The organism is Pseudoalteromonas sp. SCQQ13 (genome assembly GCF_015864415.1).
Classification (GTDB): Bacteria; Pseudomonadota; Gammaproteobacteria; order Enterobacterales; family Alteromonadaceae; genus Pseudoalteromonas; species Pseudoalteromonas nigrifaciens.
This window is the reverse complement of sequence record NZ_JADYXG010000003.1, coordinates 62,193-87,034: the sequence shown is the minus strand read 5'-3', so window position 1 is coordinate 87,034 and position 24,842 is coordinate 62,193. Positions and strand designations below refer to the sequence as shown.

Below are 24,842 nucleotides of genomic sequence, written 5' to 3'. Positions count from 1 at the left end.
AAACGATTTATACTCCTCAAATAAATCATAAAGTTTAACATCTAAGCGCAAGCTTAAAAAATGCGGATGTGGTGGAATTGGTAGACACGCCACCTTGAGGGGGTGGTGCTTTAGGGCATGGGGGTTCAAGTCCCCCCATCCGCACCAAATTTAAAACCCAGTAACTAACGTTGCTGGGTTTTTTGCTTTTAGCTAACGTTAACCTTTATTACCACAAAATCTCCTCACAAAATCACTTATTTAATCTAACAACGGATGCTTTTAGAACACACATTATTACTTGTGTAATCAGTTATGTAGCATTTTCATATAACAATAAAATCCTTGGTCCATTTAAACTATGCCGCAATGCTAAATTGATGCTAAGTTAAATAAAAAATAGGAGATAATTTGTGTCAAAAGTAGCGTTTATTTCAGGTGCAAGTAGAGGTATTGGTCGTGCAACAGCCATCGCATTTGCAAAAGCAGGCTATCGAGTAGCAATAACAGCTCGTGAATTAGATAGCGAGGTAGCACAGCAAAGTACGCAAGGGAGTTTAAAACAAACAGCCCAAATGATGGAGCAATTAGGTTGTGAGGTCATTGCGATAAAAATGGATTTACTTGATTTTAACTCCGTTGCTAATGCTCTAAAGCAGGTGTTTGAACACTTTGGTAAAATTGACGTGGTTGTCAATAATGCTATTTATCAGGGGGCTGGCCTTAATGCTTCTTTACTAGATATAACGCAGCAAACGCTTGAAAAAGTTGCTAGAGGTTACATAGGCGCGCCAGTGCAAATAGCACAAGCTGTTTTACCAAGTATGTTAGCGCAACAAAGCGGTTGTATAATAAATATAACCTCGGGAGCGGGTGAAAAAGATCCGCCTATTCCTGCATCTAAAGGGGGCTGGGGTTATGCATACGGTGCAGGTAAGGCTGCAGTGTCGCGACTGTCGGGTATTATTTGCCGTGAACATGGTCATCAAGGTATTCGCGCTTTTACAGTAAACCCGGGAGTTGTTAACACTGAAACGCTAAGAGCGACTATTGGCGATCAGGGTATTAAAGGCTTGCAGCAGGCTGTAGCCGAACCGGATGAAATAGGTAATGTATTGTTATGGATTGCAGATAACTCTGCAGCAGATGAGCTGCAGTACAGTACCATCTCCGCACAAAAGTTAGCGCGCGAGTTAAACCTACCTAAATAATCGAACCTCATATAATCTTGCTGCTTTGTGCTAGGTCAATTAAGCGCAATTACAGCAAGGTTATAATTAATATAACTTTATATCCTACCTACCAAATTATGCGTATTAACCCTATCTCAACGATCATTACTGTGCAAATACAGCTGTATTCGTAGCAACAATAGCAGCACAAATAAAAAGGCCTTAATAAATATTAAGGCCCTTTTTCACTATAATAATTATTTAATTAATACTCAAAACTAACATCTATGCCATAGGTTCTTGGCGTACCGTATGCCTGCGCATCAAAGAAGTTAAAGTTTGAACCAAATACAATGTACTCTTCATCGGTAATATTTTTCCCCCAAAGCGATACTTTAAGGTTTGAACGCTCACCTATCTTGATATTAGATAATGTTAGGCGTGCATTGAGTAGCGCATAGTTATCACCCACTAAGCTTGGGTCAGATACAGAAAATTGATAGTCATCCACCATCACATAGTTTGTATTGAGTGCTAAGTTACCAAAGTCTAATTCGGCTATAGTCCAATTCATTGCAACAGATGCCGAATAAGATGTGTTGTCGGTAAATGTAATATCACTGTATTTCGTATCTAAATACCCAAGGCTGGTGGTAAAGAATAGGCTGTCGGTAGCAGCAAATTTAGCATCAATCTCGATCCCCTTATTTTTCGACTCACCAGTATTAAGTGAACGACGAATACTGCCATCGAAAATGGTTTTTTGTAGGTTAGTGTTATTATTTAAAAATACAGCGGTATTAAGCATTAAACGGTCATCCAGCAGCATTGCTTTAACACCAACCTCATACGCTGTGGTATCTTCAGGATCGGCAGGTGTTAGTGTTCCTTCATAGTTTGCTTCGCCCATATTTGCTGGATTAAGATAAGCAAATCGGTCGATAGAACCTGGGTTGTAAACCCCTGCAGCGTACCCTTGTGAGATACTAGCGTACATAGTTAAATCTTGATCTACTACATAATTAAATAGCAGTGATCCCACTGTTTTTGACCAGTCAGTTTCAGAGTGTAAATCGTTTCTTAACATTGCATCATGCTTTGCTACGTTAGTCAGAGATTTGGTATCTTTTGTATAGCGTATCCCTGCAACCACATTTAACTCGTCCGTTAATTTATAATCAACATTGGTAAAAAGCGCCGATGATTTAGCGTTTACTTTATAAAAGCTACCCCATGGTAGTGAGCCGGTGAATAATACGTTAGCGCCTTGGCCTGTAAAAATACCTATATTCCACGGGTTGTTTTCTTCACCTTCTTCACTGAAGTAATAATACCCAGCTACGTACTTTAAATCACCTTCTAAAAACTGACCGAGTAGTTGAAATTCTTGTGATTTTTGCTCTTGTGATTTCACGCTAGTATATTGAAACGCCGGAATAGCAAGCACGTCACTGGTGTCAACACTTGGTGGCGAAGTACTGAAATCTAAAGCTGGAGCAAAATAAGCACCGCCATCGGTATCGTAACCTTCGCTTAAATCTGAGTCATAGCTGCGAAATGAGCTAATCGATTTAAAGGTATGGTTGTCAGAAAAATCCCATTCAAACGTTAAGTTGTGTCCTTCAATATCAACATACTCACGGCCATGTTGATCTAATTCAAACTCGGTTTGACGGCCAGGCGCTTTCTCATTGGCGGCCATCATTGCAAATACGTTGCCGGCATAGAGCTTACCCGTAGATAGGTCCATAGTGGGTACATTTGGATCTGTATATTGCGGGCGCACATTGCTAATTTGTACAGGCATAGCGACTGAACTGCCATCAGTATTGTCATAGCTGTAGTTAACGGTAAAATCATCACCGGTATAACGCAGTGCAACACGCAGTGCATCAACATCTTCTGCACCTAAGTTTTTTTCTTTTGCACCAGCAAAGGTATTGGTAGCCCAACCATCATGCTCACTGGTCATATACGTAAGTCTGGCGGTAAAATTACCAATTGCGCCGGTATCAATTGATGTGGTTGAGCTAAGTAAGCTGTTATTGCCTACAGTAACCTTTTGCTTAAATTGAAAGTCATCTGATGGTTTTCTAGTGACTAAGTTAAGCGCACCACCGGTTGTATTTTTACCCCAAAGTGTACCTTGAGGTCCACGTAGTATTTCCATACGCTCTAAATCAACGATATTAAAAATAGCCCCAGAGTTACGTGCTAAATAAACGCCATCTAAATAAATACCTACTTTAGGGTCAATCGCTAATGAAGGTTCAGATGTCCCTAGGCCGCGAATATCCATGCCAACGTTAAAGGTACTACCATATGGAGGAAAAATTTTGACGTTGGGTGCTTGCGCATTAACATCACTGATATCTTCAATACCCAGGTTTTCTATTGCTTCAGCGTTAAAAGCGGTAATGGCGATAGGCGTTTCTTGTAATGTGCTAATACGTTTTTGGGCTGTTACCGAAACACGCTCAATGCCTTTAACTGCGGTCTGTTTAGCTTCGGCCTGCTCTGGTTCTTGCGCTGCAAATGCCTGACCAGATACAGCACATGCAATAGCAAACGCTAACGGTTTTATAGTGAGATTTGATGCAAACCTATTGTCATTTAAATTCATTACACTTCCTCGATGATTTTTTATATTTATTTCAGCGATAGGCATTCACTAACTACTGCAACCCTCATTGAGTAAAGCTTATCAAAGAGGAAATGCCTAACCGCTATTTTGTTGTACTTTTTTTACACTGCGGTTTGAAAGTAGCGATAAGTGATCTGTTGAGCATCACGCATTTGGACTATGTGTAAATAAGAGGTAAACAAACTGCTGCTTTGGTGTTGTTTTATAAGCGTTATATAAGTTAGTGCCCGTTGCCGTATTTGTTCACTTGAGTTTTACACCCATGTTTCAACCCCCTTAATTTGGTTAAGCTATTGAATTTAAAGTAATATTATTGAGTTGGGAAATGTTGTTCTTTATTATGTGGGTTGCTTAATAGCGCTGTTAATTATTGCATGGAATGAGAAGTTTTTTTGCTTAGTCCATATTGACGATGAGAGATAGTGGCTAGTGTGAAAATCTGGTGTTAAGCAAGTTGGTGAGTTTAACCAGTGCAATTGCGCGCTAATTCTATGAAGGATAACAACCATGAGTGTTCCATATAAAATTGATATTACAGGTATCTCAGATGATTTTCTTACACCAGAAGCTAATCGTCTCATCGCAGCGGCAGAGAAGTTGGTTCCTAACTTACTTGAGCGCGCCCAAGCTGCAGAAACTGCTGGTAAAGTACCTGATGAAACAATAAAAGAAATGATTGCAGCAGGTTTGTTCCGTGTTTTACAACCTAAACGCTGGGGCGGATATGAGCTTGACCCTAGAGTATTTTATATTATTCAAATGACGCTAGCGCAAGGTTGTATGTCTACCGCTTGGATTTATGGTGTTATTGGCGTACATAACTGGCAAATTGGCTTGTTTGATGAAAGGGCACAAATAGAAGTACTTGCTGAAAACCCAGAAATATTAATTGCTTCTACTTATATGCCAGTGGGCAAAGTAGAAAAAGTGGAAGGTGGTTTTAACTTTTCAGGCCGTTGGGGTTTTTCAAGCGGTGTAGAGCACTGTGAATGGATATTTTTAGGTGGCTTAGTGCCTAAATCACCAGGTAGTAAAGAGCTTGAACATAGAACATTCTTATTACCTAAATCTGATTTTAAAGTGGTAAAGAACTGGGATGTACTTGGACTACGCGCTTCTGGTAGTCACGATATTGTGGTTGAAGGGGCATTTGTTCCTGAGTATCGCACCCACCAAACTAATGACTACAGCGACGCAGCTTGTAAAGGGCGCGCGATTAATGATAACTGGTTATACCGTATCCCATTTGTGCAGATATTTCAGCGTGCTGTATCTACCGCGTGTATTGGTGCACTGGATGGTGCTGTTACTGAATTTCGTCATCGCTGCGCTGAACATGTGGGTAAACACGGTGGTAAAACTGCAGAAGACGTGAATGCGCAAATGGCAGTAACCGAAGCAATAATGACCAGCGATCAGTTGAAGTTGGTGTTGTTTCGTAATTTTGCAGAAGTGGTAAAGCATACTCAAAATGGCGAAATGATGCCAGTTAATGACCGTTTACTACAGCGCGCGCAATCAGCAGCTGTGCCTAAACAGTGTAGTGAAAGAATTAACGAGATTATGCGCGCTTGTGCAGCGTCGGGAACTTATAAAGGTAATCCGATTGAGCGAATTTTTCGCGATATAAATCAGTCTCGTGGTCATATTGCTAACAATACAGATACTTACATGCGTGCACATGGCACTGTAATGCTAGGTTTACCTAACTCAGATCCTTTTGTATAAGCTAGGGAGTCGCTATGTCTCGTTATCATAATTTAACTATTGCTGAAGTAATACAAGAAACCGCTGATGCGAACTCTATTGTATTTGACGTACCAGCATCGTTAACCGAGCAATTTGACTATCAGCCGGGTCAATTTTTGACCCTTAAACTCCCTTATGAAGGGGCATTTTTGATGCGTTGTTACTCTATGTCGAGCACGCCAAGCCAAGATACAGGATTACGTGTCACGGTTAAGCGTGTAGCAGACGGGCGAGGTTCAAACTGGATTTGCGATAATCTTAAAGCGGGTAGCAACATAGAAGTGATGCAACCTGCTGGGCTGTTTGTGCCAAAAGATTTAGCGGAAGATCATTTGTTATGTGCAGGGGGCAGTGGTGTTACTCCTGTGCTGTCTATTTTGCGACATGTGTTAATTAATGGCACCGGAAAGGTGCGGGTTATATACGCTAATCGCGATGAAGCCTCGGTTATATTTCAGCAAACATTTAAGGCATTATCGGCGCAGTACCCAGAGCGTCTTGAAGTGATTCATTTATTAGATTCGTTACAAGGCATTCCTTCATTATCACTGTTAACTTCGTTAGCTGATGGTATGCAACAAGGACGTGCTTTTATTTGTGGCCCTGGGCCATTTATGGATGCAATGGAATTGGCCGTTAAAGCCGCTAAATTTCCTGCTAGTCGTATTCATATTGAACGCTTTTCTAGTGCAGCGCCAAAAATTACAACAAAACCGGTACCAGCCAATTCATTAAAAACACCGATTCAAGACAATATCGCAGAACTTGTTGTTGATGAAGCAAATATGCCTGCGGCAACAATACAGCTTGAACTTGATGGCGAACATTATGTTATTGCTTGTGAGAGCGGACAAACCGTGCTTGATGCAGCTGAAAAAATAGGTATTGAATTACCCTACTCTTGTCGCGAGGGCATGTGTGCCTCGTGTATGTGTGAAGTGGTGTCAGGGCAAGTAAAACTTAATAATAATGATGTGCTCGATGAAAAAGATTTAGCAAACAACTTAACGCTAAGTTGCCAAGCAGTGCCTTTAACCAGTGAGCTTAAGCTCAAATATACCTAACACTTAATATTAATATCAGTAACGCAACGCGTTATCACTCATTCACTCAGTGCAACATTGTTTGCACGTTTCCAATATAAGGAATTTCTCATGCAATCTCGTTTTAAAGATAAAGTCGCTTTCGTAACAGGTGGTGGCAGCGGAATTGGTGCAGCTACTGCACAGCGACTTGCACAAGAGGGCGCCACAGTAATTATTTGTGGTCGCAATAAAGCACCATTAGACGAAGTAGTAGCGACTATTCGCCAGCAAGGCGGTAACGCTCATGCAGTACAAGCCGATGTAAGCAACGAGCAAGCATTTGTTACAGCACTTGAGCAAACGGCGCAGCAATATGGCAGCCTCGATATTTTAGTTAATAATGCCATGGCCTTTACGTATGGGGCAATTGAAGATATGAGCACCGAACAGTGGCATAGCAACTTTACAACCTCGGTCGATGGTACATTTTGGGGCACCCGAACGGCAATGCAATTAATGAAAGAAAAAGGCGGTGCTATTGTTAATATTTCATCTATTTGTGGTGAATTAGGTACGCCGATGATGGCCGGATATAGCGCCTCTAAAGCGGCGGTAGTTAATTTTTCACGTGCGGCTGCGGCAGAAGGTGCAGCGCATAACATTCGCGTTAATGTGGTAGTACCCGCAGTAGTAGAAACCCCGGCTACGGCAGGTATGTTAAGTGACGAGGGTATGCTAAATAATACCAACAGGCTTATTCCTATGGGTCGTGTTGGCCGCGCCGATGAGTTAGCGAGTGCAATTGCCTTTTTAGCCAGCGATGACGCATCTTATATAACAGGGGCTTCTTTACCTGTTGATGGTGGCCGCGCAGCAGTATTGGTAACCGCTTTAGATTAAGGACATTGTATGACCACAAATAACCCACTATTAACCCCATGCAAATTGGGTGATATAGAAATAGCAAACCGAGTAATAATGGCGCCAATGACGCGTAATCGCGCTGATGCAGATGGTACACCTAATAGTATAATGCGTGACTATTATGCACAGCGAGCAAGTGCTGGGCTGATTGTAGCTGAAGGCTCGTGGCCTGTTGTTACAGGGCAAGCGTATAATCGCCAACCGGGAATAGAAACGCCAAAGCAAATTCAAGCATGGCGCGAGGTAACCAATGCAGTACATCAGGCGGGCGGTAAAATAGTGCTGCAAATTATGCATGCAGGGCGTATTGGCTCGCACCATATTAAAGGTAATGATGTAGCTACTGTTGCTCCTTCAGCAATAAAAGCTCGTGGCGAAGTGTATACCGACAGTGCGGGTATGCAGCCATTTGATATGCCTGAGGCCTTAACTACAGAGCAAGTGTGGCAAGTAATAGATGAGCATCGCCAAGCTGCCGAAAATGCAAAAGAAGCTGGTTTTGATGGTGTTGAACTGCATTGCACCAGTGGCTACTTACCTATGCAATTTTTGTGTTCTGATTCAAACCAACGCAACGACGAGTTTGGTGGTAGCGCTCAAGCACGCGCTAAATTTGCCAGTGAATGTATACGAGCTATGGCGACGGTATTTGGCGCAGGGCGAGTTGGTTTGCGGATGAATCCGGGAAACCGCTTTAACGATACCAAAGATGAAAACCCAGCAGAAAGTCATTTGGCCTTGCTGCATGCGGTGGCCGATTTAGATCTTGCTTATTTGCATATTATGCGTGCGCCGACAGCCGATATCGACGCCTTTAAAATGGGCAGAGAAGCATTTAAAGGCGCTCTGATCATTAATGATGGCTTTGATGGCGAGTCTGCTGCTGAGGCGGTTACTTCAAACCAAGCAGAAGCGGTTTCATTTGCTCGTCACTATGTTGCTAACCCTGATTTAGTAACTCGTTTTGCAGCGCAATTACCGCTGGCAAAGTTTAAACGTGAAACACTTTATACCCCAGGTGCGGCAGGCTACACCGATTATCCAAACGCATAATAAAGTACTGTTATTGAGTGTTGCAACATAATAGGTACAGCAACACTCAATAGCTTCATTTCATCATTTGTCATAGTTTTCATACAATAAACTTAATCGTTAAAATAGATTAATATTACTTTAATTAGACTAAATGATAATCAAAGAGTCACTTGCAAACCTTGCTAATAACGGTGATAGTGGAGTAAGTGAAATATTAAATAGCAGTATAAATTAATAATATAGCATGCTTATTTTTTTGTTTTATTTTCAAGTTTTAATCAAAAAAAATAACTATAGGTTGAAAAATGGCACAATTAGATATAAGTCTCGATGCATATAATGAATTAATAAATGCATTATACGAAGCGTCGGCAGATACCAGTTCTTCAAGTTGGAATATCCCTCTAAAGCTAATCCAAAGCATACTTCAAGCAAACTATGTCACCTTAATATTAAAAGTTCCCGAGGAAGACGATTTAGGATTAATGATCGCAGTAGGTGAAGGTTTAGAAGAAGGGGACACCGTTCAGCATTTACCCTATCAATATAAATTAACCCCTTTTGCTGATCAACCACTTGATACAGTGTTAACTGTTGCGGATTTTATGGATGAAAACGAATGGAAAAATTCATCATATAGGGAACACTGGTGCGAAAAAAATAACATTTACCATGTACTAACTGCCGATATTAGCACTCCTAATGTTGGTCATTTAAGGTTTAGGGTTACGCGAACCGATGCACAAGAAGATTTTTCTCCAGCTGATAAAGCGTTTGTAGAGTTACTTATCCCGCATTTTAGACGCGCAATTACTACCTTTTTACAACTCAATAGTAGTGCGTCATTAGGCTCGTTATATTCTCGTGCTATTGGTCGTTTGTCTATTGCTACTATTACTATTGATGAGCATGGCAAAGTACTCGATAAAAACGTATTTGCTAGCCATATACTCGACGCCGAAGACGGGCTTAAAATAATTGGTGGTAAACTAACCGCGCAAGATAACAGTGATAATCGCGAGTTAAAACGCTTAATTAAAGCAACGTTTGCTAATGCTGATGGCAAGCAAACTATGCCAGAGGCAATGTCGATTACTCGTCCATCAGGCGAAATAGCTCTTGGTGTAGTAATTGAAGTTATTCCCTCATTAGGTTGGGCTGAAGGTAAAGGGCAAAACAAGGCCGTAATTTACATTCGCGATGCGGTAGGTAAATCGACCACCAGTATTGAAATATCGAAAAAGCTATTTGGTTTAACGCCGGCAGAAACTGCGCTATCACTGCAGTTAACTAATGGTTTATCGTTAGAAGAAGCTGCTGAAGAGCTAAATATTCGCCGTAACACAGCGCGTGCTCACTTACGTTCTATATTTTCTAAAACCGGTGTACGCAGGCAAACAGAGTTAGTTAGATTGTTTTTAAATAGTGTCGCTGCGCTGGGCTACGACGACAGAAATAGCTTGTAAACTTTATTACAAACGATTCCTGCCTTACCTTAAAGTAAAAATAAGTAGGCAAAAAAAAGCCAGCTAAATGCTGGCTAAAATTAACAAAGGGGAGTGTTAATTAATTTAAATTAATGACTATTACCCTTACTTTCCGCTAAATACAGGATGGCGTTTTTGTAAAAACGCCTCCATACCTTCACGTTGATCTTTTGATGCAAATAATAACGCATTTGCTTTGCGCTCCAGCGCCATAGCACTGGCAAGTGGAGCGTCCATTCCTGCTAAAATAACTTCTTTTATTTGCTCTGCCGCTAGCGGAGGCATACGTGCTATGCGACGACAATTTGCTAGTGCCTGTTTATATACATCGTCATCTTCGCACAGCTCACTTACCAGTCCGCCTACCCAAGCATCGTAAGCACTAATAGGCTTGCCTGTAAGCGCCATTTGCATTGCTTTAGCTTTACCTACTGCACGTACTAAACGCTGCGTGCCACCAATACCTGGCATAATGCCAATGGCTATTTCGGGCTGACAAAAACTTGCGCCTTTACCGGCAATAATAATGTCGGCCAACATGGCCAGTTCACAGCCACCGCCATACGCGTAGCCATTTACTGCAGCAACTACAGGTATTGGGCATTGCTCAATAGGTGCCCATAATCGCTCTGTATGGCGCTGGTAAATCTCAATTGGGTCTGCATCTATTAAGCTAGTAATGTCGCCGCCTGCAGCAAATACTTTGTCGCCACCGGTTAATAAAATACAGCGAATGTCTTTATTGTTTGCCAGCTCAGTAAAGTACTTAGATAGTAATGTTTGCAGCTCTAAGCTTAATGCATTGGTGGCACTGGGTCGGTTTAACGTTAACTCGGCCACGCCAGGCTCAGGGAAACTTAGTAAAACGCTAGGCTCGTTTGTATCTGTCATTCATTACTCCAAAACATTGCTAGGCAACGCACAGTAAAATTTCTATGTTGTTATTGTCACTTGTTGTCGCTAAACACAGCATCGTCCATTTAGACGAAGCTGGTTATCTAATACTGCCTGTACACTGTTTTTATGGAATTATTTTATGACAAGGCTTAATTATGCATGCGAGTAAAAACTATAAAGATAAAGTGGTACTCATAACCGGCGGTACTAAAGGCATTGGCCTTGGTATAGCACAAGGTTTCTTGTCGGCAGGCGCTAAAGTAGTAGTGTGTGGTCGTGAACAAGTAGAGCAGCTACCACAGGTAATCCTTGATGGAAAAACTCGTCAGGCACACTTTATTCAAGCAGATGTGAAAGATATTGATAGTACTGCAGCCATGTTTAGCACCATAGTAAAAGAATATGGCACGCTTGATGTACTCATTAATAATGCGGGCGGCAGTCCATTTGCTTTGGCCGATAAAGCATCTCCTCGTTTTCATGAGGCTATTCTTAAGCTTAATTTAATTGCACCGTTAAACGTAGCACAGCAAGCAAACGAAATAATGCAAGCAAATAACAGTGGCTGCATTATTTTTATAGGCAGTATTAGTGCCATGCGAGCTTCACCAGGTACGGCGGCTTATGGCGCTGCTAAAGCGGGTATTTTATCTTTAGTAAAATCACTTGCAGTAGAGTGGGCACCTAAAGTGCGTGTTGTGGCGGTAAGCCCAGGGTTAGTACATACCGAAAACTCACACCTACATTACGGTGACGAGGCCGGAATTGCCGCAGTAAGCGCAACAATTCCAGCAGGGCGTATGGCGCAACCAGATGATATTGCTAACGCTTGTTTGTTTTTAGCTTCAGCAGAAGCAAGTTATGCAAGTGGCTGTAATTTACTGCTAAATGGCGGCGGTGAAATGCCCGCTTTTCTTAGTGCTAGCGAAACTAACTAAATAATTAATAATTTTAATTTTTAGAATTTATCTTGATAAATGCAGGAGACGAACATTGGCTAAATATGAATGGTTTGCAGAAATAGAAGCGATGATAGGGCGACAATATGGTCGTATCTATGCGTGGGACAAGGTTAATGAAGCTATGGTACGTCAGTGGTGTGAAATTATGGGGGTAGAAAACCCACTTTACACCGATGCAGACTACGCGGCAACAACCGAGTATGGGCAACTAGTAGCACCACCAGCAATGTTACAAAGTTGGTGTTTAGCGGGCTTTGGTGACAAAATTTTAGCACCAGGTTCAACTACCGAAAACCCGTATGGCGTACTCGAAATACTTGAAAAAAATGGCTACCCAGCGGTCGTGGCAGTTAATTCTAACCTAACGTTTGACCGCTACATTACTATGGGTGAAAAGCTTTATTACACCACAGTACTCGATAGCATCAGTGAAGAAAAAACCACCGCACTGGGCACCGGCTTTTTTGTTACCTTAAAAATGACTTATTTCTCAGAAAAAACCAATGGTGAAGCCGACGAAAAAGTAGGCGACATGATGTTTAGAGTCATTAAGTTTAAACCAGCGCAAAGGCCTGAGCAAACAGCGCCCGCTAAAGAAGCACCAGCTAGAAAGCGTCCTAAGCCTGGGATCAGCGACGATAACCGCTTCTTTTGGGAAGGATTTGGCGAGCAAGAGCTGCGTATTCAACATTGTATAAGCTGCGACAAATTACAACACCCACCAGCACCTGTGTGCATGCATTGCCATTCGTTTGAACTTGATTACCAAGTAGCTAGTGGTAAGGGTGAGCTGTATTCATTTGTGATAATGCACTACCCACATGTAGCCCCATTTGATAGCCCAAATCCTATTGGTTTGATTGAGCTTGAAGAAGGCGTACGTATTCCAGCAGGCTTAATCGGAGTTGAAGAAGGTGTAGCTCCTAAAATTGGCCAAAAAGTGCAAGTCGAATATCACACATTTGATGGTGAGCTGACCTTGCCACAATTTAGACTTGTTCCAACTAAGGAGTCGTAATGGATTTTAATTTAAGCGAAGAGCAATCAGCCATTGCAGAAATGGCCAATAGCTTATTTACCGATACCTGTACCGATGACTTTCTGCGTGACTATGACGAAGCAGGCCAAGGCACCATGACGCAGTTATGGAACTCGTGTATAGAAACCGGGCTGCACGGGGTAATTATTCCCGAAGCAACAGGCGGGATTGATTTAGGTATGACCGAACTGAGCTTAGTATTACAGGCGCAAGGCGGGGCGTTAGGGCAAGTTCCTTTGTGGCGTCATCAGCTGGTGGCTACTGCCATTGCAAAGTTTGCGGGTGCACAGCTGCAAACAGTTGCACAAGCTGCGGCTGAGGGCACAAACCTATTAACGCTGGCATTTAACTTAGTAAATACCCACAGCGAAGCGACGCTCAACGTAGAAAAAACGAATGACGGCTTAAGTATTAATGGCTTAGTACAGTCGGTGGCAGTTGCAGGACTCGCTGACTTTGTTTTACTACCACTGACCCTTGATGAGCAAACACGCTGGGCACTAGTGGCAACAACAGCGCCAGGTTTAACCCTAGTTAAAGGGCAAATGACCCAAGGCGAAGAGGTTGCAGACTTACAACTAAATAACCTGCTTGTAAGTAATGCAGCGTTACTCGATAGCAAAGCTAATGACTGGTTAGTACCAAGAATATTCGCCTCTTTGGCATCATTACAGTTAGGTGTTAGTGAAGCGCAAATTAAAAAAACCGTTGAATATATTAGTGAACGCCAACAGTTTGGTCGCGCTATAGGCACCTTTCAAGCAGTACAAATGACCATGGCCGATACCAAAATTGCCCTTGAGGCATTACGCAGTAATGTATGGCAGTTGTGTTATCGCCTTGACAATAACTTAGGCTGCGATCACGAAGCGTTAGCAACAGCGTGGCATGCCTGCGAAGCGGGTCATTCTATTGGCCACAAAGCGCAACATGTGCATGGTGGTTTTGGTGTAGATGTTAGTTACGTTATCTACCGATACCTCTATTGGAGCCGGGCTATTAGCCTAAACTTGGGCGGGAGTCCCGCATTATTGGCAAAACTTGGCGATGCCTTAACCGAAAATAATAAGCTGGGGTGGAAATATGACCTTGATGAAAACAATGCAATTTAACGACATAAACGTAGGTGACAAGCTACCTGAAAAAGCGATTCCAATTACCGTGGCACTTATCTCTAATGGGGCTTTAGCAACGCGTGATTTTTTTCCAGGCCATCACGATAAAGATGCCGCTATTGCGCTGGGCTCACCACATATTTTTATGAATATTTTAACCACTAATGGCTTAGTGCAAAGCTATGTAGAAGGCTGGAGCGGCCCACAAAGTCGCTTAAAAAATATTGATATTAAATTAGGTATGCCTAATTACCCAGGCGATGTTATGACCTTTATGGGCGAAGTAACCGCAACCGATGCCACAACCCGCACTGTGGATGTAGGTTTAGCCGGCAAAAATAAATACGGCATGCATGTTACAGGTACCGTGCAATTGGTATTGCCATAAAATTTAGGAGAGACAAGATGAGTGAGTCAATTAGTGGTAAAGCTGCCATTGTAGGTCTGGGGGCCACAGAGTTTTCTAAAAATTCAGGGCGTACTGAATTACGTTTAGCCATGGAGGCAACATTAGCAGCTTTAAAAGATGCGGGAATTGATCCCAGTGAAGTGGATGGCTTTAGTAGTTATTCAGTTGATAAAGTACCAGAGTACGAAATTGCGCGTTTATTAGGCTGTAAAGAAGTTAAGTTTTTTTCACAAATACCTCATGGCGGCGGCGCAGCGTGTGCACCTATAGTGCATGCGGCAATGGCTGTGGCCAGTGGTGTGGCTAAAACCGTAGTGGTGTATCGGGCGATGAACGAGCGTTCTTGGTATCGTTTTGGTACTGGCGATTATGGCTTTTCATCAACCCCTATTTTTGAAAATGTGAATTACGGTTATTACATGCCCCACGGTTTTCATACACCTGCAAGTTGGGTGGGTATGTTTGCACAGCGTTATATGCATGAGTATGGCGCTACATCAGAAGATTTTGGTCTTGTTGCGGTTGCCGCACGTGACTTCGCAGCAACTAACCCTGCGGCATTCTTTTACGAAAAACCAATTACTTTGGCCGATCACCAAGCGTCTAAGTGGATTTGTGAACCGCTACATTTACTTGATTGTTGTCAAGAATCTGATGGTGCGGTGGCAATGATTATTACCAGTGTTGAGCGTGCAAAAACGCTAAAAAATAAACCTGTAGTAATTAAAGCCGGTTCGCAAGGTATTGCCGAAGGTCAGCAAAGTATGACCTCGTATTATCGCGACGACATTACCGGTTTACCCGAAATGGGCATAGTAGCAAAAGAGCTTTATGCACAATCGGGCCTAGGGCCAGATGATTTTCAAACTGCGATTATTTACGATCACTTTACCCCTTTTGTATTGCCACAACTTGAAGAGTTTGGGTTTGTAGAACGTGGTAAAGCAAAAGAGTTTATTCGCGCAGGTCATCATCAACGTGGTGGTAAGTTACCTATTAATACCCACGGAGGACAATTAGGTGAAGCCTATATCCATGGTATGAATGGCGTGGCCGAAGCAGTACGACAAGTGCGTGGAACAGCAGTAAACCAAGTTGATAATGTTGAAAATGTACTCGTTACAGCAGGCACTGGTGTACCCACCAGCGGCTTAATTTTAGGCGCAGAGTAGGAGTGCAAAATGTTCATTGATTTAACACCAGAACAACGGGCGTTACGCCTAGAAGTACGTGATTACTTTTCGCAATTAATGACACCCGAACTGCGTCAAAAGCTAAGAGGCAGTGAAGGCGGCGAAGACTTCCGTAAGGTTGTACGTCAAATGGGTAAAGACGGCTGGTTAGCTGTTGGTTGGCCAAAAGAGCACGGCGGCCAAGGTTATCAAGCCACCGAGCAGCTAATCTTTTTTGAAGAAGCCAATATTGCAGGCGCGCCCCTACCATTTGTTACTATTAGCACAGTAGGTCCTGCGTTAATGGAATACGGTACTGAGTTACAAAAAGAAAAGTTTTTGCCTGGTATTGCTAATGGTGAAATTCATTTTGCCATTGGTTATTCAGAACCAAATGCGGGCTCTGATCTAGCCACTTTAAAAACCAAAGCCAGCCTAGAGGGCGACAACTTTATTGTTAATGGCAATAAGCTATGGACCTCAGGCGCTGAGTCGGCCGACTATATTTGGTTAGCTGCACGAACCGATCAAGAGCTGGCGCGTCACAAAGGGATTTCTATTATGATTTTAGATACCCAAAGTGAAGGCTTTAGCAGCACAGTTATTCCAACGTGTTCAAACCCAACCGCGGCTACTTATTACGACAACGTAAAAGTACCTCAAGAAATGCTGGTGGGTGAATTAAATGGCGGTTGGCGTTTAATTACTTCGCAACTTAACCATGAACGTTTAGGTTTAGGTTCGTGGTCTGATAAAGTGGTTGGCTTATTTCGTCGAGTATATTTGTGGGCTAATACCGCAGATGAGCAAGGCAAGTCTGCTGCTAATAACCCTTGGGTGCGCGCAGCGTTAGCTGAGTGTTACGCTAAGTTAGAAGCCATGCGTTTAATTAACTTTCGCATCGCCGCCGATTTAGAAAAAGGCCATATGGATATTGCTCTGGCGTCAATTACTAAAGTATATGGCTCAGAATGCTCAATTGAAATACTGCGTAAGCTGATTGATATTGTGGGAATGAATGGCATGGTTCGCGATGATTCTGCCGCGTCATTTTTAATGGGTGAGCTGGAATACGAAGTACGTGCCTCGGTTACCTTAACCTTTGGTGGTGGTGCTAATGAGTTACAACGAGAACTAATAGCCCAATTTGGTATTGGTATGCCACGCGCAGTGCGCTAACAGGAGATAACAGCATGAGTGAGTTAACTGAATTTCGCCAGCAGGTTCGTACTTGGCTAGAGGCAAATTGTCCTATGTCGCTGCGCACCCCAACGCCTGATGGCGAGCTCATTTGGGGCGGGAGTGAGGTTAACTTCACTTTTGATGATCAACGCCAGTGGTTTAATAGCATGCGCGACAAACATTGGTTTTGTCCTAGTTGGCCAACGCAGTACGGTGGTGGTGGTTTAACTGCGCAGCAAAACAGCGTATTAGAAAGTGAAATGCGCCGTTTAAAGTGTCGCCCGCCACAAATTAATTTAGGTATTTGGATGTTAGGTCCTGTGCTGTTAGAGCACGGAACTGAGCTGCAAAAACAACAGTTTTTAACACCAATGACTCGCGGTGAAGTACGTTGGTGCCAAGGGTTTAGTGAGCCAAACGCCGGCTCTGATTTGGCCAGTATTCGTACCAGCGCCATTGATCAAGGCGATCATTACTTAGTTAATGGTAGTAAAATTTGGACTTCTTACGGTGACAAATCTGATTGGATGTACGCATTAGTACGCACTGATGCTAAAGCCCCTAAACACCAAGGCATTAGCTTATTACTCCTCGATATGCACAGCCAAGGTGTGCAAGCCAAACCTATTGATTTAATTAGCGGTAAATCTTCTTTTTGTGAAGTGTTTTTCGATAATGTAGTCGTACCCAAAGAAAATCTTATAGGTGAGCTCAATGGCGGCTGGAAATTGGCTAAAGAATTGCTGCAACACGAACGCAGCGCAATGTCTAAGTTTGGTGAGTTTCAATTACCCACGCACTTTGACTTAATGTCACTAATGAGCGATTACATGCCAGCGCCACACAGCGCTAGTGAAGCCGCGCTTCTAAATAAGGCGGTTGCAGCCAATATGGAAGAGCAGGCATACAACTTAACGGTGCAACGCTTAGGTGCAGAAATGCAAGCGGGGCAAAGCTGTTTTGGTTTAATGTCGATTATGAAGTTAGTGCATACCGAACAAGAAAAAATTAAATTTGAATTATTACTCGATGCAATGGGTTACCGCGGTTTAGGTTGGGAAGATGATAGCTTTAGCGAGCAAGAGCAAGCAGTTACTCGCGCTTGGCTAAATAGTTTTTCGCAAACCATAGCTGGCGGATCCTCAGAAGTTCAGCTGAACGTGATAGCAAAGCGTGTATTGCAATTACCTGAAAATAAAGGAGTAAGCTGATGAGTATGGTATATAGCGAAGATGATCGCATGTTGGCAGATACCGCCGAAGAGTTTTTAAGTGCGCAAAGCCCTGTCGCAGCGCAGCGCGCATTACGCGATAAGCCAACCGCAGTTAATTTTGATGAAAAAATTTGGCAACAAATGCTGGAACTAGGTTGGGGAGCAATTACTTTTCCCGAAGAGCTGGGTGGCCTAGATTTTGGTTATAAAGGAATGGGCGCAATATTTGAAGCTATGGGTAAACACCTGAGTGCTTCGCCAATGTTATCGTCGGTAACCCTGTGTGGTTCATTATTACAACAACTAGCCAACGCAGAACAGCAAACCTGGTTAACAGCAATAATGAGTGGTGAAAAACGCTTAGCCTTAGCGGTTGACGAACATGCAAGGCACGATCCCGACAGCATGCAAACAACGGCAACAACAGCGGTAGATGGCTTTGTGTTAAATGGTAAAAAAACCATGGTTATTGATGGTGTCAGCCCCGATGGCTGGATAGTTGCGGCGCAGCATAACGCTGGCTGTAGTGTGTTTATTGTGCCATTTAGTGAGCAAGTAAAGGTTAAGCGCCTTAACCTTATCGATGCACGCAATTACGCCGAGCTTACTTTTAATGACTTAAAACTACCCGCAGAAGCCTTATTAGGCGATGCTGGCAATAGCTTAAAAGCACTGCAACAAGCACTCGATTTAGGTCGTTTATGTTTAAGTGCTGAAATGCTTGGTGCTATTAAAGCGCTGTTTAATATGACTATAGAATACTTAAAGGTACGTGAACAATTTGGTGTAAAAATTGGTACTTTTCAGGCATTACAACATCGTGCGGCACGCTGTTATGTAGAATTAGAATTAGCTCAATCTTGTGTTATAGCCGCACTTTCGGATGCAGATAAGGCTGACGCAAATTTAGCCTCAAGCGCTAGTTTAGCTAAATGGAAACTATCAAAAGTAGCCGATTTAATCAGCGGTGAAGCGGTGCAAATGCATGGCGGCATTGGGGTTACTGATGAGCTAGACATTGGTCTTTACCTAAAGCGCATTCGCGTAGCACAAATGTGCCTTGGTGATGCCGATTACCATCAAGCGCGGTTTGCAGCTTTAGCGCCTTAAAACTCATCTTGAGTTAAACATAAAAAACCAGCCAACAGTTATTCACTGCTGGCTGGTTTTTTTGTTCATGCACTGAGAGCCTTAATGCGCGTTGAAGGTCGCTATTACTGTGCTGGCGCGCCAGGTACACCATAATAATATTGACCAGCCGTTAGGCCGCCATCTACCACCATTTCGGTGCCATTACAGTAAGATGCCTGATCCGAGACTAAAAAGTTAACCATATTGGCTACTTCTTCAGGCTGACAACCACGTTGCTGTGGAATAAATTTATAGCGTGGGTTCAGCTCTTCGCTACTTAGCCCCTGTGGGTTAGTCATGGGGGTATTTACAGCACCAGGATGCACACTATTTACACGTATACCAAACGGGCCTAGCTCAAGCGCTGCGGTGCGAGTTAACCCTCTTACTGCATATTTACTTGCAGCATACGCACCTGTGCCATTGTTAGGTAAAATAGACGAGGCTGATGAAATATTAACAATAGCGCCACTGCCGGCTTTTTTCATGCAGGGGATCACGCTATGTAAGCCTAAAAAGGTGCCGGTAATATTAATATCGATTAATTTACGAAACTGCTGCGGCTCTGTGGTTTCGAGCGTTGCGAACAGTAAAATCCCCGCATTATTAACTAAAATATCTATTTTTTGGTGCTTTTCTAAAGTTGCTGATACGATCGACTGCCATTGTAGCTCATCGGTTACATCGTGTGTCATTGGCGTAACCTTGTCGCCAAGCTCTTGCGCCATTTGGTTAAGCTCTTCAGTTAAAATATCAGTGGCTATAACAGTGGCTCCAGAGTCAACCAGTGCTTGGCATATTGCTCTACCGATACCCCGTGCGGCACCGGTAACTAAGGCGACTTTATTGGTTAAATGTGTAGCGTTTTTCATTGTTAGTTTCTCGCTTTAAAATAGTTGTAAGTATTATTGCTGAGGTTCTTGCTGAGCCATAAAAAGGCAGCAGCTTTAATTATGGTAATAAAATAGGGGCGAGTGCCCCTATGTTAAAAGTGTTAGTAGTTAGTAATTAGTGGCTATTAACAGCTTAAGCCAGCTTTATAACCGGCACTAATTGCACCCTCTATATAGGCAACGTCATTACAATCACCAATATCTTTTACTGTATGGCCAGCTGCAATTAAGCTGTTTGTTAAGCTATTATCAGTGGTAATACCCGTTGCCATTACTACGGTATCGGCAAGGCAGCTGCGGGGTTGCTCGTCCACTTTATAGTGCACAGCGTAGGTATCGATAGCGGTAACGTCTGCCTGAGTAATTAAAGTAACGCCTAATTGCCTAACATGATCAAGTACCCGCCAGCGCCTAACAATACTCAGCTCGATGCCTAAGTTACGTCCGGCTTCTATAACGGTCACTTCGCGGCCACGCTCAGCTAAAAACTCGGCCAGCTCTAAGCCCACTAAGCCACCGCCAACAATAGTGACGCGCTTGCCAAGTGGCATCCATAAATGCGATAAGCGTTGTAATTTATCTACGTGTTTTGTTAAGCCCAGGGTGTTGCCCGCTCCTAACATTAAGCGCTGTAGCGCGGTTAGCTTATTGCTAGTGTTAGTACTTACTTCGCCGGTAAGTAACTGTCTAAGTTGTTCGCCAGACCAAACGTGGCTTAACTCACAACCCTGTATGTCGGGCATGCCACGGCTGGCGCCGGTTGCTACAAATACTTCATCGGCATTTAGTGTGCTAATTAATTTCGGAGTCGCTGTGGTATTAAGTTTTACTGTAACCTTAGATTGGGCTAGTTGCCTTAAATGGTAGTCGAGTAACTTGCCATTTTCGGGATAGGCCAGCGCTGCAAAAAATAATGTGCCGCCTAAGCGTTTACTGCGCTCTAACAAGGTTACTTTATGGCCTCGTTCACTGGCGGTTACAGCAGCTTCTATGCCAGCAGGCCCGCCACCAATTACCACAATATGTTTGGGCTTATCGGTCATTATTACTTTTAGTTCAAATTCTTTACCAGTCGCGGCATTAACTGCACATTTAACGCGCTGATTAATAAATACTTGGCTTACGCATACATAGCAATAAATACAGGGACGAATGTCGGCTTCACGATCTGCGGTGAGTTTATTTGGTAGTTCGGGATCGGCTAATAATTTACGTCCCATTGCAATAAAATCACACTTACCGCTGGCAATAGCAGCATCGGCAATATCGGGCTCTAAGCGGCCAACGGCAATTACCGGTATAGACACTTCTTTCTTCACTGCCGCAGCCCAATCTAAAAAGCCTGCTGGTTTATGCACTAGCGGCGCGGCGGTAAATGCAGAGCCTGTGGTTAAGGTGGCATAAGCAGAAATACTAACGGCATTTACACCCGCTTGTTCAACCATTTTGCTCACTGCAATACAGTCCTCAAGGGTAATACCGCCAGGGGTGTTGAGTTCGTGCGCATCTAGGCGTACCCACAATGGAAAATTTTGGCCTACGCGTTCGCGTATTGCCGCTATTACCTCGAGTAGTAAACGTGCGCGGTTTTCAATACTGCCGCCATATTCGTCATCACGTTTATTATAATAGCTCGATAAAAAGCCAGCCAAAATATACGAGTGCGCGCTGTGCAGCTCAATAGCATCAAAACCCGCTTGCTGAGCACGTTTTGCCGCTGCGGCAAACCATTCCACCATTTGGACAATATCGGCTTTTTCCATTACTTTTATGGTAACGGGTTTATCTGCTGGAGGTCTAACAAAGGTACTTAATTCTGTTGGTGTTACCGCTTGCATAATATCGCTTTGTGGTGGCGCAGGGGGCAGTGAAGGCACCCAAAGCTCGCGGCCTTCGGCTAAATCGCGTACTGCCGTTTTACCAGCATGCTGTAATTGCACCGCAATTTTTGCACCATGCTTATGCACCCGCTCGGTAAGTGCTTTTAATCCAGGAATAAACTCATCTTTAGAAATACCCACCTGATAAGGTTCGGCAGTTCCTGCGGGAAACGCAATAGCAATAGATCCCATAGTAATAAGGCCCACACCGCCTTTTGCTCTGGCTTCATAAAAAGCTTGAATACGCTCACTACAATGGCCATCAGGGTCAGCATAATTAGAGCCCATTGGCGCCATCATAATGCGGTTACGCAGCGTTAGTCCGCCTACTTTCCCTGGTTTAAGCAAGTGCTGATAATGTGACATAGATTATTACCTCTTATTATTTATGTTTTTTGAGGTGCTGTATTAGCCGTGTTGTAAAAAATCAATACAGCTGCTGTTAAACAGGCGTTGATGTTCTACTTGTACCCAATGACCACAACGATTAAGCATAATAAAGCGCGCTGTTGGTACGTTATCCAAAATTTTATGCATGCCTTGATGTGGATTAAATTTATCGTTAGTGCCCCAAAAGCCAAGCACTGGGCAGTTAAGCTCGCCAAGGCGTTCGGTCATGTTTGGCACCATCATAGTGCTAAATAAATTAGCCGGTTGAGTAACTGCTACTGCAGCGCGCTCTGCTAATATATCATCAGAAAGTACAGCTGAATCAAAAAGTTGTAACGACATCACTTCGCGCATTTGGTTAACACCCATAGGGCCACGGCTGTATACTTCTACCATACGCACTATACCTTCCATTTGAAAATACGTTTCGCGCTCTTCAACACCACCCGGGGCCATTAAAATTAGGCGCTCTACCGTATCGGGATAATCGAGAGCTTGCCCCAGCGCAATAGCACCGCCTAAAGAATTGCCTAATAAAGTCACCTTAGGTAAATCAAGGGCGTTTATAAAACCATTAAGTGCTGTGACAAAAAAAGCTAAATCGTAATTAACGTCATCGGGTTTATCTGAGCGACCAAAACCAGGTAAGTCGAGCACAATATTACGATAGCCCGCATCAGCAAATTCAGGATAATTGCCTTTAAAGTTACTAAAACCACTGGCACCTGGGCCACTACCATGAAGCCAAATAACAATAGGGCCTTGGCCTTGCTCTAAATAATGTAATTTAAGGCCGTTTTCTAGGGTAACAAAGTGTCCCAGTGGTAACGGTAAATCCTGTGCTTTCTTTGGATTAGTTGTTTGCTGATTCAAAACTCTTACTCCTAATTTTGCCTTGCTAACAAGGTAATGAACGCTCACCACCTCTGCTTATTTATATAATTTTCCTACTCAATACTGCGTTGCTCGTTTGCTTAAAACATCGTCCATTTAGACCAGTGTTTTGTTTGTGTTGGTTAGTCTTATTGGACGATGCTGGTTTTTATTACATATCCCAGTATGAATTGGAAAATTAATATTGGTGCGACTGCAAATGTTGCTCTATATACGCCAAATTGGCTTGAGAAAAGCAAGGGGATAAAAATGAAACATCAGGATCAAGTTGTGCTAGTAACAGGTGCAGGGCAAGGCATAGGCCAATCAATAGTAAGTTATTTTGCTACTGCAGGCGCTAATGTCGCCGCGGTAGATATTAACGCCGACACATTAAATGCCAGCGTTAATGAATTAAATGCAAACGTTGCCGGCAATATTGTGGCTATTACTGCCAACATAGCAAAAAGCGACTCAGTACGTGATGCCATTGCCGCTGTAGTGGAAAAATTTGGCCGACTCGATGCCATTATTAATGTGGCTGGTGTGGGCTCTATTGATGCATTTGTTGATACCCCAGATGAGCACTGGGACAAAGTGATTGCAGTTAACTTAACCGGTACTTTTTTGTGTTGTCGTGAGGCGGCTAAAGTTATGCAAGCCCAAGGATCGGGTTGCATTATTAATGTTTCCAGCACGGCGGCATTAACCGGCGAAGGCCCAAGTCATTATTGTGCATCAAAAGCCGGTGTTATGGGGCTTACGCGTAGTATGGCACGCGAACTAGCGCCAGTGGGTATTCGGGTAAATACCATAGTACCAGGGCCAACCAATACACCCATGATGGCTGATATTCCAGAGGAGTGGACGCAGCAAATGATCGCGGCTATTCCATTAGCGCGCATGGGCGAAGGTGAAGACATTGCCAAAGTAGCGAGCTTTTTAGCGTGTGATGATTCTGGCTTTATTACCGGCCAAAATATCGCAGTAAATGGCGGCATGGCCTTTATTTAGGAGTGAATATGAGTGACTTAAGTTCAAGCCTTGAACAACGAATTGACCGCTTAGAGTCTATTGAGTCAATTCGTCAGCTCGCGGGTAAATACTCGTTGTCATTAGATATGCGTGACATTGACGCACATGTAGGCTTATTTGCTCCCGATGTACGTGTCGGGGGTGGGAAAAGCGGCCGAGCTCATTTAAAAGCCTGGGTTGACTCAACCTTGCGCGATCAATTCACCGGCACGTCGCATCATTTAGGGCAGCACATTATTGAGTTTGTTGATGAGAACAATGCCATTGGTGTTGTGTACTCTAAAAATGAGCATGAAACCGGGCGTGAATGGGTACTGATGCAAATGCTGTATTGGGATGACTACCAACGCATTGATGGGGTGTGGTATTTCCGCCGTCGTCTGCCATGTTATTGGTACGCCAGCGATATAAATTCAGCGCCAATTGGCGATATGAAAATGCGCTGGCCGGGTCGCGAACCTTACACCGGCACCTTTCATGATTTATTCCCATCATGGCAGTCGTTTTGGCAGCATCGACCTAATTCAGATGAGTTACCCGAAGTGGCAACTCCTGCGCCACTTGAACAGTTTTTACGCACCATGCGGGGTGATACCCCAGCACCTAAAATCCGCGTTCGTTGATTAACACCAAAGG

General features: G+C 43.3%; 21 protein-coding genes and 1 tRNA gene. 17 read left to right on the top strand and 5 right to left on the bottom strand.

Annotation, left to right across the window (positions count from 1 at the left end):
* Window positions 1-62: 62 nt before the first annotated feature.
* Window positions 63-147 (top strand) — tRNA-Leu (locus I6F41_RS03700).
* Between the two features lie 245 nt (window positions 148-392).
* Window positions 393-1,190, top strand: coding sequence for an SDR family NAD(P)-dependent oxidoreductase (locus I6F41_RS03695; protein WP_197107688.1), 798 nt, complete (start codon window positions 393-395; stop codon window positions 1,188-1,190).
* A gap of 226 nt (window positions 1,191-1,416) precedes the next feature.
* Here the strand turns inward: I6F41_RS03695 and I6F41_RS03690 are convergent, their stop codons facing one another.
* Complete coding sequence (locus tag I6F41_RS03690) at window positions 1,417-3,774, bottom strand: TonB-dependent receptor (RefSeq protein ID WP_089367904.1); 2,358 nt, start codon at window positions 3,772-3,774, stop codon at window positions 1,417-1,419.
* A 528-nt stretch (window positions 3,775-4,302) separates the two neighbouring features.
* Here I6F41_RS03690 and I6F41_RS03685 point away from each other — a divergent pair.
* From I6F41_RS03685 to I6F41_RS03665, 5 genes are all read left to right on the top strand, one after another.
* Window positions 4,303-5,523, top strand: a complete 1,221-nt coding sequence (locus tag I6F41_RS03685) for an acyl-CoA dehydrogenase family protein (RefSeq protein WP_011327570.1) — start codon at window positions 4,303-4,305, stop codon at window positions 5,521-5,523.
* Window positions 5,524-5,537: 14 nt separating this feature from the next.
* Window positions 5,538-6,608: a ferredoxin--NADP reductase gene (locus tag I6F41_RS03680; RefSeq protein ID WP_011327571.1), complete on the top strand. Its 1,071-nt coding sequence runs from the start codon at window positions 5,538-5,540 to the stop codon at window positions 6,606-6,608.
* Between the two features lie 90 nt (window positions 6,609-6,698).
* Entirely contained in the window at window positions 6,699-7,469 is a 771-nt protein-coding gene (locus I6F41_RS03675) for an SDR family NAD(P)-dependent oxidoreductase (RefSeq protein WP_011327572.1), read from the top strand.
* A gap of 9 nt (window positions 7,470-7,478) precedes the next feature.
* Entirely contained in the window at window positions 7,479-8,546 is a 1,068-nt protein-coding gene (locus I6F41_RS03670; RefSeq protein WP_197107687.1) for an alkene reductase, read from the top strand.
* 287 nt (window positions 8,547-8,833) lie between these two features.
* The gene (locus I6F41_RS03665; protein ID WP_058372844.1) at window positions 8,834-9,994 is read left to right on the top strand and encodes a helix-turn-helix transcriptional regulator; all 1,161 of its coding nucleotides are present in this window, start codon (window positions 8,834-8,836) and stop codon (window positions 9,992-9,994) included.
* 126 nt (window positions 9,995-10,120) lie between these two features.
* Here I6F41_RS03665 and I6F41_RS03660 read toward each other — a convergent pair whose 3' ends face one another.
* Window positions 10,121-10,906 (bottom strand): enoyl-CoA hydratase, encoded by a 786-nt coding sequence (locus I6F41_RS03660; protein ID WP_011327575.1) that lies wholly within the window; start codon window positions 10,904-10,906, stop codon window positions 10,121-10,123.
* A gap of 161 nt (window positions 10,907-11,067) precedes the next feature.
* Between I6F41_RS03660 and I6F41_RS03655 the strand changes: the two genes are divergently transcribed.
* The 8 genes from I6F41_RS03655 to I6F41_RS03620 are packed head-to-tail and all read left to right on the top strand — an operon-like array spanning window position 11,068 to window position 19,114.
* Entirely contained in the window at window positions 11,068-11,850 is a 783-nt protein-coding gene (locus I6F41_RS03655) for an SDR family oxidoreductase (RefSeq protein WP_011327576.1), read from the top strand.
* A gap of 55 nt (window positions 11,851-11,905) precedes the next feature.
* Window positions 11,906-12,892, top strand: coding sequence for an OB-fold domain-containing protein (locus I6F41_RS03650; RefSeq protein WP_041454365.1), 987 nt, complete (start codon window positions 11,906-11,908; stop codon window positions 12,890-12,892).
* The gene (locus I6F41_RS03645) at window positions 12,892-14,025 is read left to right on the top strand and encodes an acyl-CoA dehydrogenase family protein (protein WP_011327578.1); all 1,134 of its coding nucleotides are present in this window, start codon (window positions 12,892-12,894) and stop codon (window positions 14,023-14,025) included. Before I6F41_RS03650 ends, I6F41_RS03645 begins: the two co-directional genes overlap by 1 nt.
* Window positions 13,997-14,416: a MaoC family dehydratase gene (locus I6F41_RS03640; RefSeq protein WP_011327579.1), complete on the top strand. Its 420-nt coding sequence runs from the start codon at window positions 13,997-13,999 to the stop codon at window positions 14,414-14,416. The genes I6F41_RS03645 and I6F41_RS03640 overlap by 29 nt, the downstream gene beginning before the upstream one ends.
* A 17-nt stretch (window positions 14,417-14,433) precedes the next feature.
* Window positions 14,434-15,609 (top strand): lipid-transfer protein, encoded by a 1,176-nt coding sequence (locus tag I6F41_RS03635; RefSeq protein ID WP_011327580.1) that lies wholly within the window; start codon window positions 14,434-14,436, stop codon window positions 15,607-15,609.
* A gap of 9 nt (window positions 15,610-15,618) precedes the next feature.
* Window positions 15,619-16,788: an acyl-CoA dehydrogenase family protein gene (locus tag I6F41_RS03630; RefSeq protein WP_011327581.1), complete on the top strand. Its 1,170-nt coding sequence runs from the start codon at window positions 15,619-15,621 to the stop codon at window positions 16,786-16,788.
* A 14-nt stretch (window positions 16,789-16,802) separates the two neighbouring features.
* On the top strand, window positions 16,803-18,002 hold the full coding sequence (locus tag I6F41_RS03625; protein ID WP_197107686.1) for an acyl-CoA dehydrogenase family protein: 1,200 nt from the start codon (window positions 16,803-16,805) through the stop codon (window positions 18,000-18,002).
* Window positions 18,002-19,114, top strand: a complete 1,113-nt coding sequence (locus I6F41_RS03620; RefSeq protein WP_197107685.1) for an acyl-CoA dehydrogenase family protein — start codon at window positions 18,002-18,004, stop codon at window positions 19,112-19,114. Before I6F41_RS03625 ends, I6F41_RS03620 begins: the two co-directional genes overlap by 1 nt.
* A 104-nt stretch (window positions 19,115-19,218) precedes the next feature.
* Here I6F41_RS03620 and I6F41_RS03615 read toward each other — a convergent pair whose 3' ends face one another.
* The 3 genes from I6F41_RS03615 to I6F41_RS03605 form a co-directional block, all read right to left on the bottom strand.
* Complete coding sequence (locus I6F41_RS03615) at window positions 19,219-20,007, bottom strand: SDR family NAD(P)-dependent oxidoreductase (RefSeq protein ID WP_011327584.1); 789 nt, start codon at window positions 20,005-20,007, stop codon at window positions 19,219-19,221.
* A gap of 146 nt (window positions 20,008-20,153) precedes the next feature.
* A complete protein-coding gene (locus I6F41_RS03610) occupies window positions 20,154-22,274 on the bottom strand; it encodes an oxidoreductase (RefSeq protein ID WP_197107684.1) in 2,121 nt (706 codons plus the stop codon).
* 42 nt (window positions 22,275-22,316) lie between these two features.
* On the bottom strand, window positions 22,317-23,171 hold the full coding sequence (locus tag I6F41_RS03605; RefSeq protein WP_197107683.1) for an alpha/beta fold hydrolase: 855 nt from the start codon (window positions 23,169-23,171) through the stop codon (window positions 22,317-22,319).
* Between the two features lie 270 nt (window positions 23,172-23,441).
* Between I6F41_RS03605 and I6F41_RS03600 the strand changes: the two genes are divergently transcribed.
* On the top strand, window positions 23,442-24,185 hold the full coding sequence (locus I6F41_RS03600; protein ID WP_011327587.1) for an SDR family NAD(P)-dependent oxidoreductase: 744 nt from the start codon (window positions 23,442-23,444) through the stop codon (window positions 24,183-24,185).
* An 8-nt stretch (window positions 24,186-24,193) separates the two neighbouring features.
* Entirely contained in the window at window positions 24,194-24,829 is a 636-nt protein-coding gene (locus tag I6F41_RS03595) for a nuclear transport factor 2 family protein (protein ID WP_011327588.1), read from the top strand.
* Window positions 24,830-24,842 lie beyond the last annotated feature (13 nt).

Excerpts from the sequence above, each read along its gene's own strand:
- I6F41_RS03690 (WP_089367904.1), bottom strand. The coding sequence starts at position 3,774 with ATGAATTTAAATGACAATAGGTTTGCATCAAATCTCACTATAAAACCG.
- I6F41_RS03685 (WP_011327570.1), top strand. The coding sequence starts at position 4,303 with ATGAGTGTTCCATATAAAATTGATATTACAGGTATCTCAGATGATTTT.
- I6F41_RS03680 (WP_011327571.1), top strand. The coding sequence starts at position 5,538 with ATGTCTCGTTATCATAATTTAACTATTGCTGAAGTAATACAAGAAACC.
- I6F41_RS03675 (WP_011327572.1), top strand. The coding sequence starts at position 6,699 with ATGCAATCTCGTTTTAAAGATAAAGTCGCTTTCGTAACAGGTGGTGGC.
- I6F41_RS03670 (WP_197107687.1), top strand. The coding sequence starts at position 7,479 with ATGACCACAAATAACCCACTATTAACCCCATGCAAATTGGGTGATATA.
- I6F41_RS03665 (WP_058372844.1), top strand. The coding sequence starts at position 8,834 with ATGGCACAATTAGATATAAGTCTCGATGCATATAATGAATTAATAAAT.
- I6F41_RS03660 (WP_011327575.1), bottom strand. The coding sequence starts at position 10,906 with ATGACAGATACAAACGAGCCTAGCGTTTTACTAAGTTTCCCTGAGCCT.
- I6F41_RS03655 (WP_011327576.1), top strand. The coding sequence starts at position 11,068 with ATGCATGCGAGTAAAAACTATAAAGATAAAGTGGTACTCATAACCGGC.
- I6F41_RS03645 (WP_011327578.1), top strand. The coding sequence starts at position 12,892 with ATGGATTTTAATTTAAGCGAAGAGCAATCAGCCATTGCAGAAATGGCC.
- I6F41_RS03640 (WP_011327579.1), top strand. The coding sequence starts at position 13,997 with ATGACCTTGATGAAAACAATGCAATTTAACGACATAAACGTAGGTGAC.
- I6F41_RS03635 (WP_011327580.1), top strand. The coding sequence starts at position 14,434 with ATGAGTGAGTCAATTAGTGGTAAAGCTGCCATTGTAGGTCTGGGGGCC.
- I6F41_RS03630 (WP_011327581.1), top strand. The coding sequence starts at position 15,619 with ATGTTCATTGATTTAACACCAGAACAACGGGCGTTACGCCTAGAAGTA.
- I6F41_RS03625 (WP_197107686.1), top strand. The coding sequence starts at position 16,803 with ATGAGTGAGTTAACTGAATTTCGCCAGCAGGTTCGTACTTGGCTAGAG.
- I6F41_RS03620 (WP_197107685.1), top strand. The coding sequence starts at position 18,002 with ATGAGTATGGTATATAGCGAAGATGATCGCATGTTGGCAGATACCGCC.
- I6F41_RS03615 (WP_011327584.1), bottom strand. The coding sequence starts at position 20,007 with ATGAAAAACGCTACACATTTAACCAATAAAGTCGCCTTAGTTACCGGT.
- I6F41_RS03610 (WP_197107684.1), bottom strand. The coding sequence starts at position 22,274 with ATGTCACATTATCAGCACTTGCTTAAACCAGGGAAAGTAGGCGGACTA.
- I6F41_RS03600 (WP_011327587.1), top strand. The coding sequence starts at position 23,442 with ATGAAACATCAGGATCAAGTTGTGCTAGTAACAGGTGCAGGGCAAGGC.
- I6F41_RS03595 (WP_011327588.1), top strand. The coding sequence starts at position 24,194 with ATGAGTGACTTAAGTTCAAGCCTTGAACAACGAATTGACCGCTTAGAG.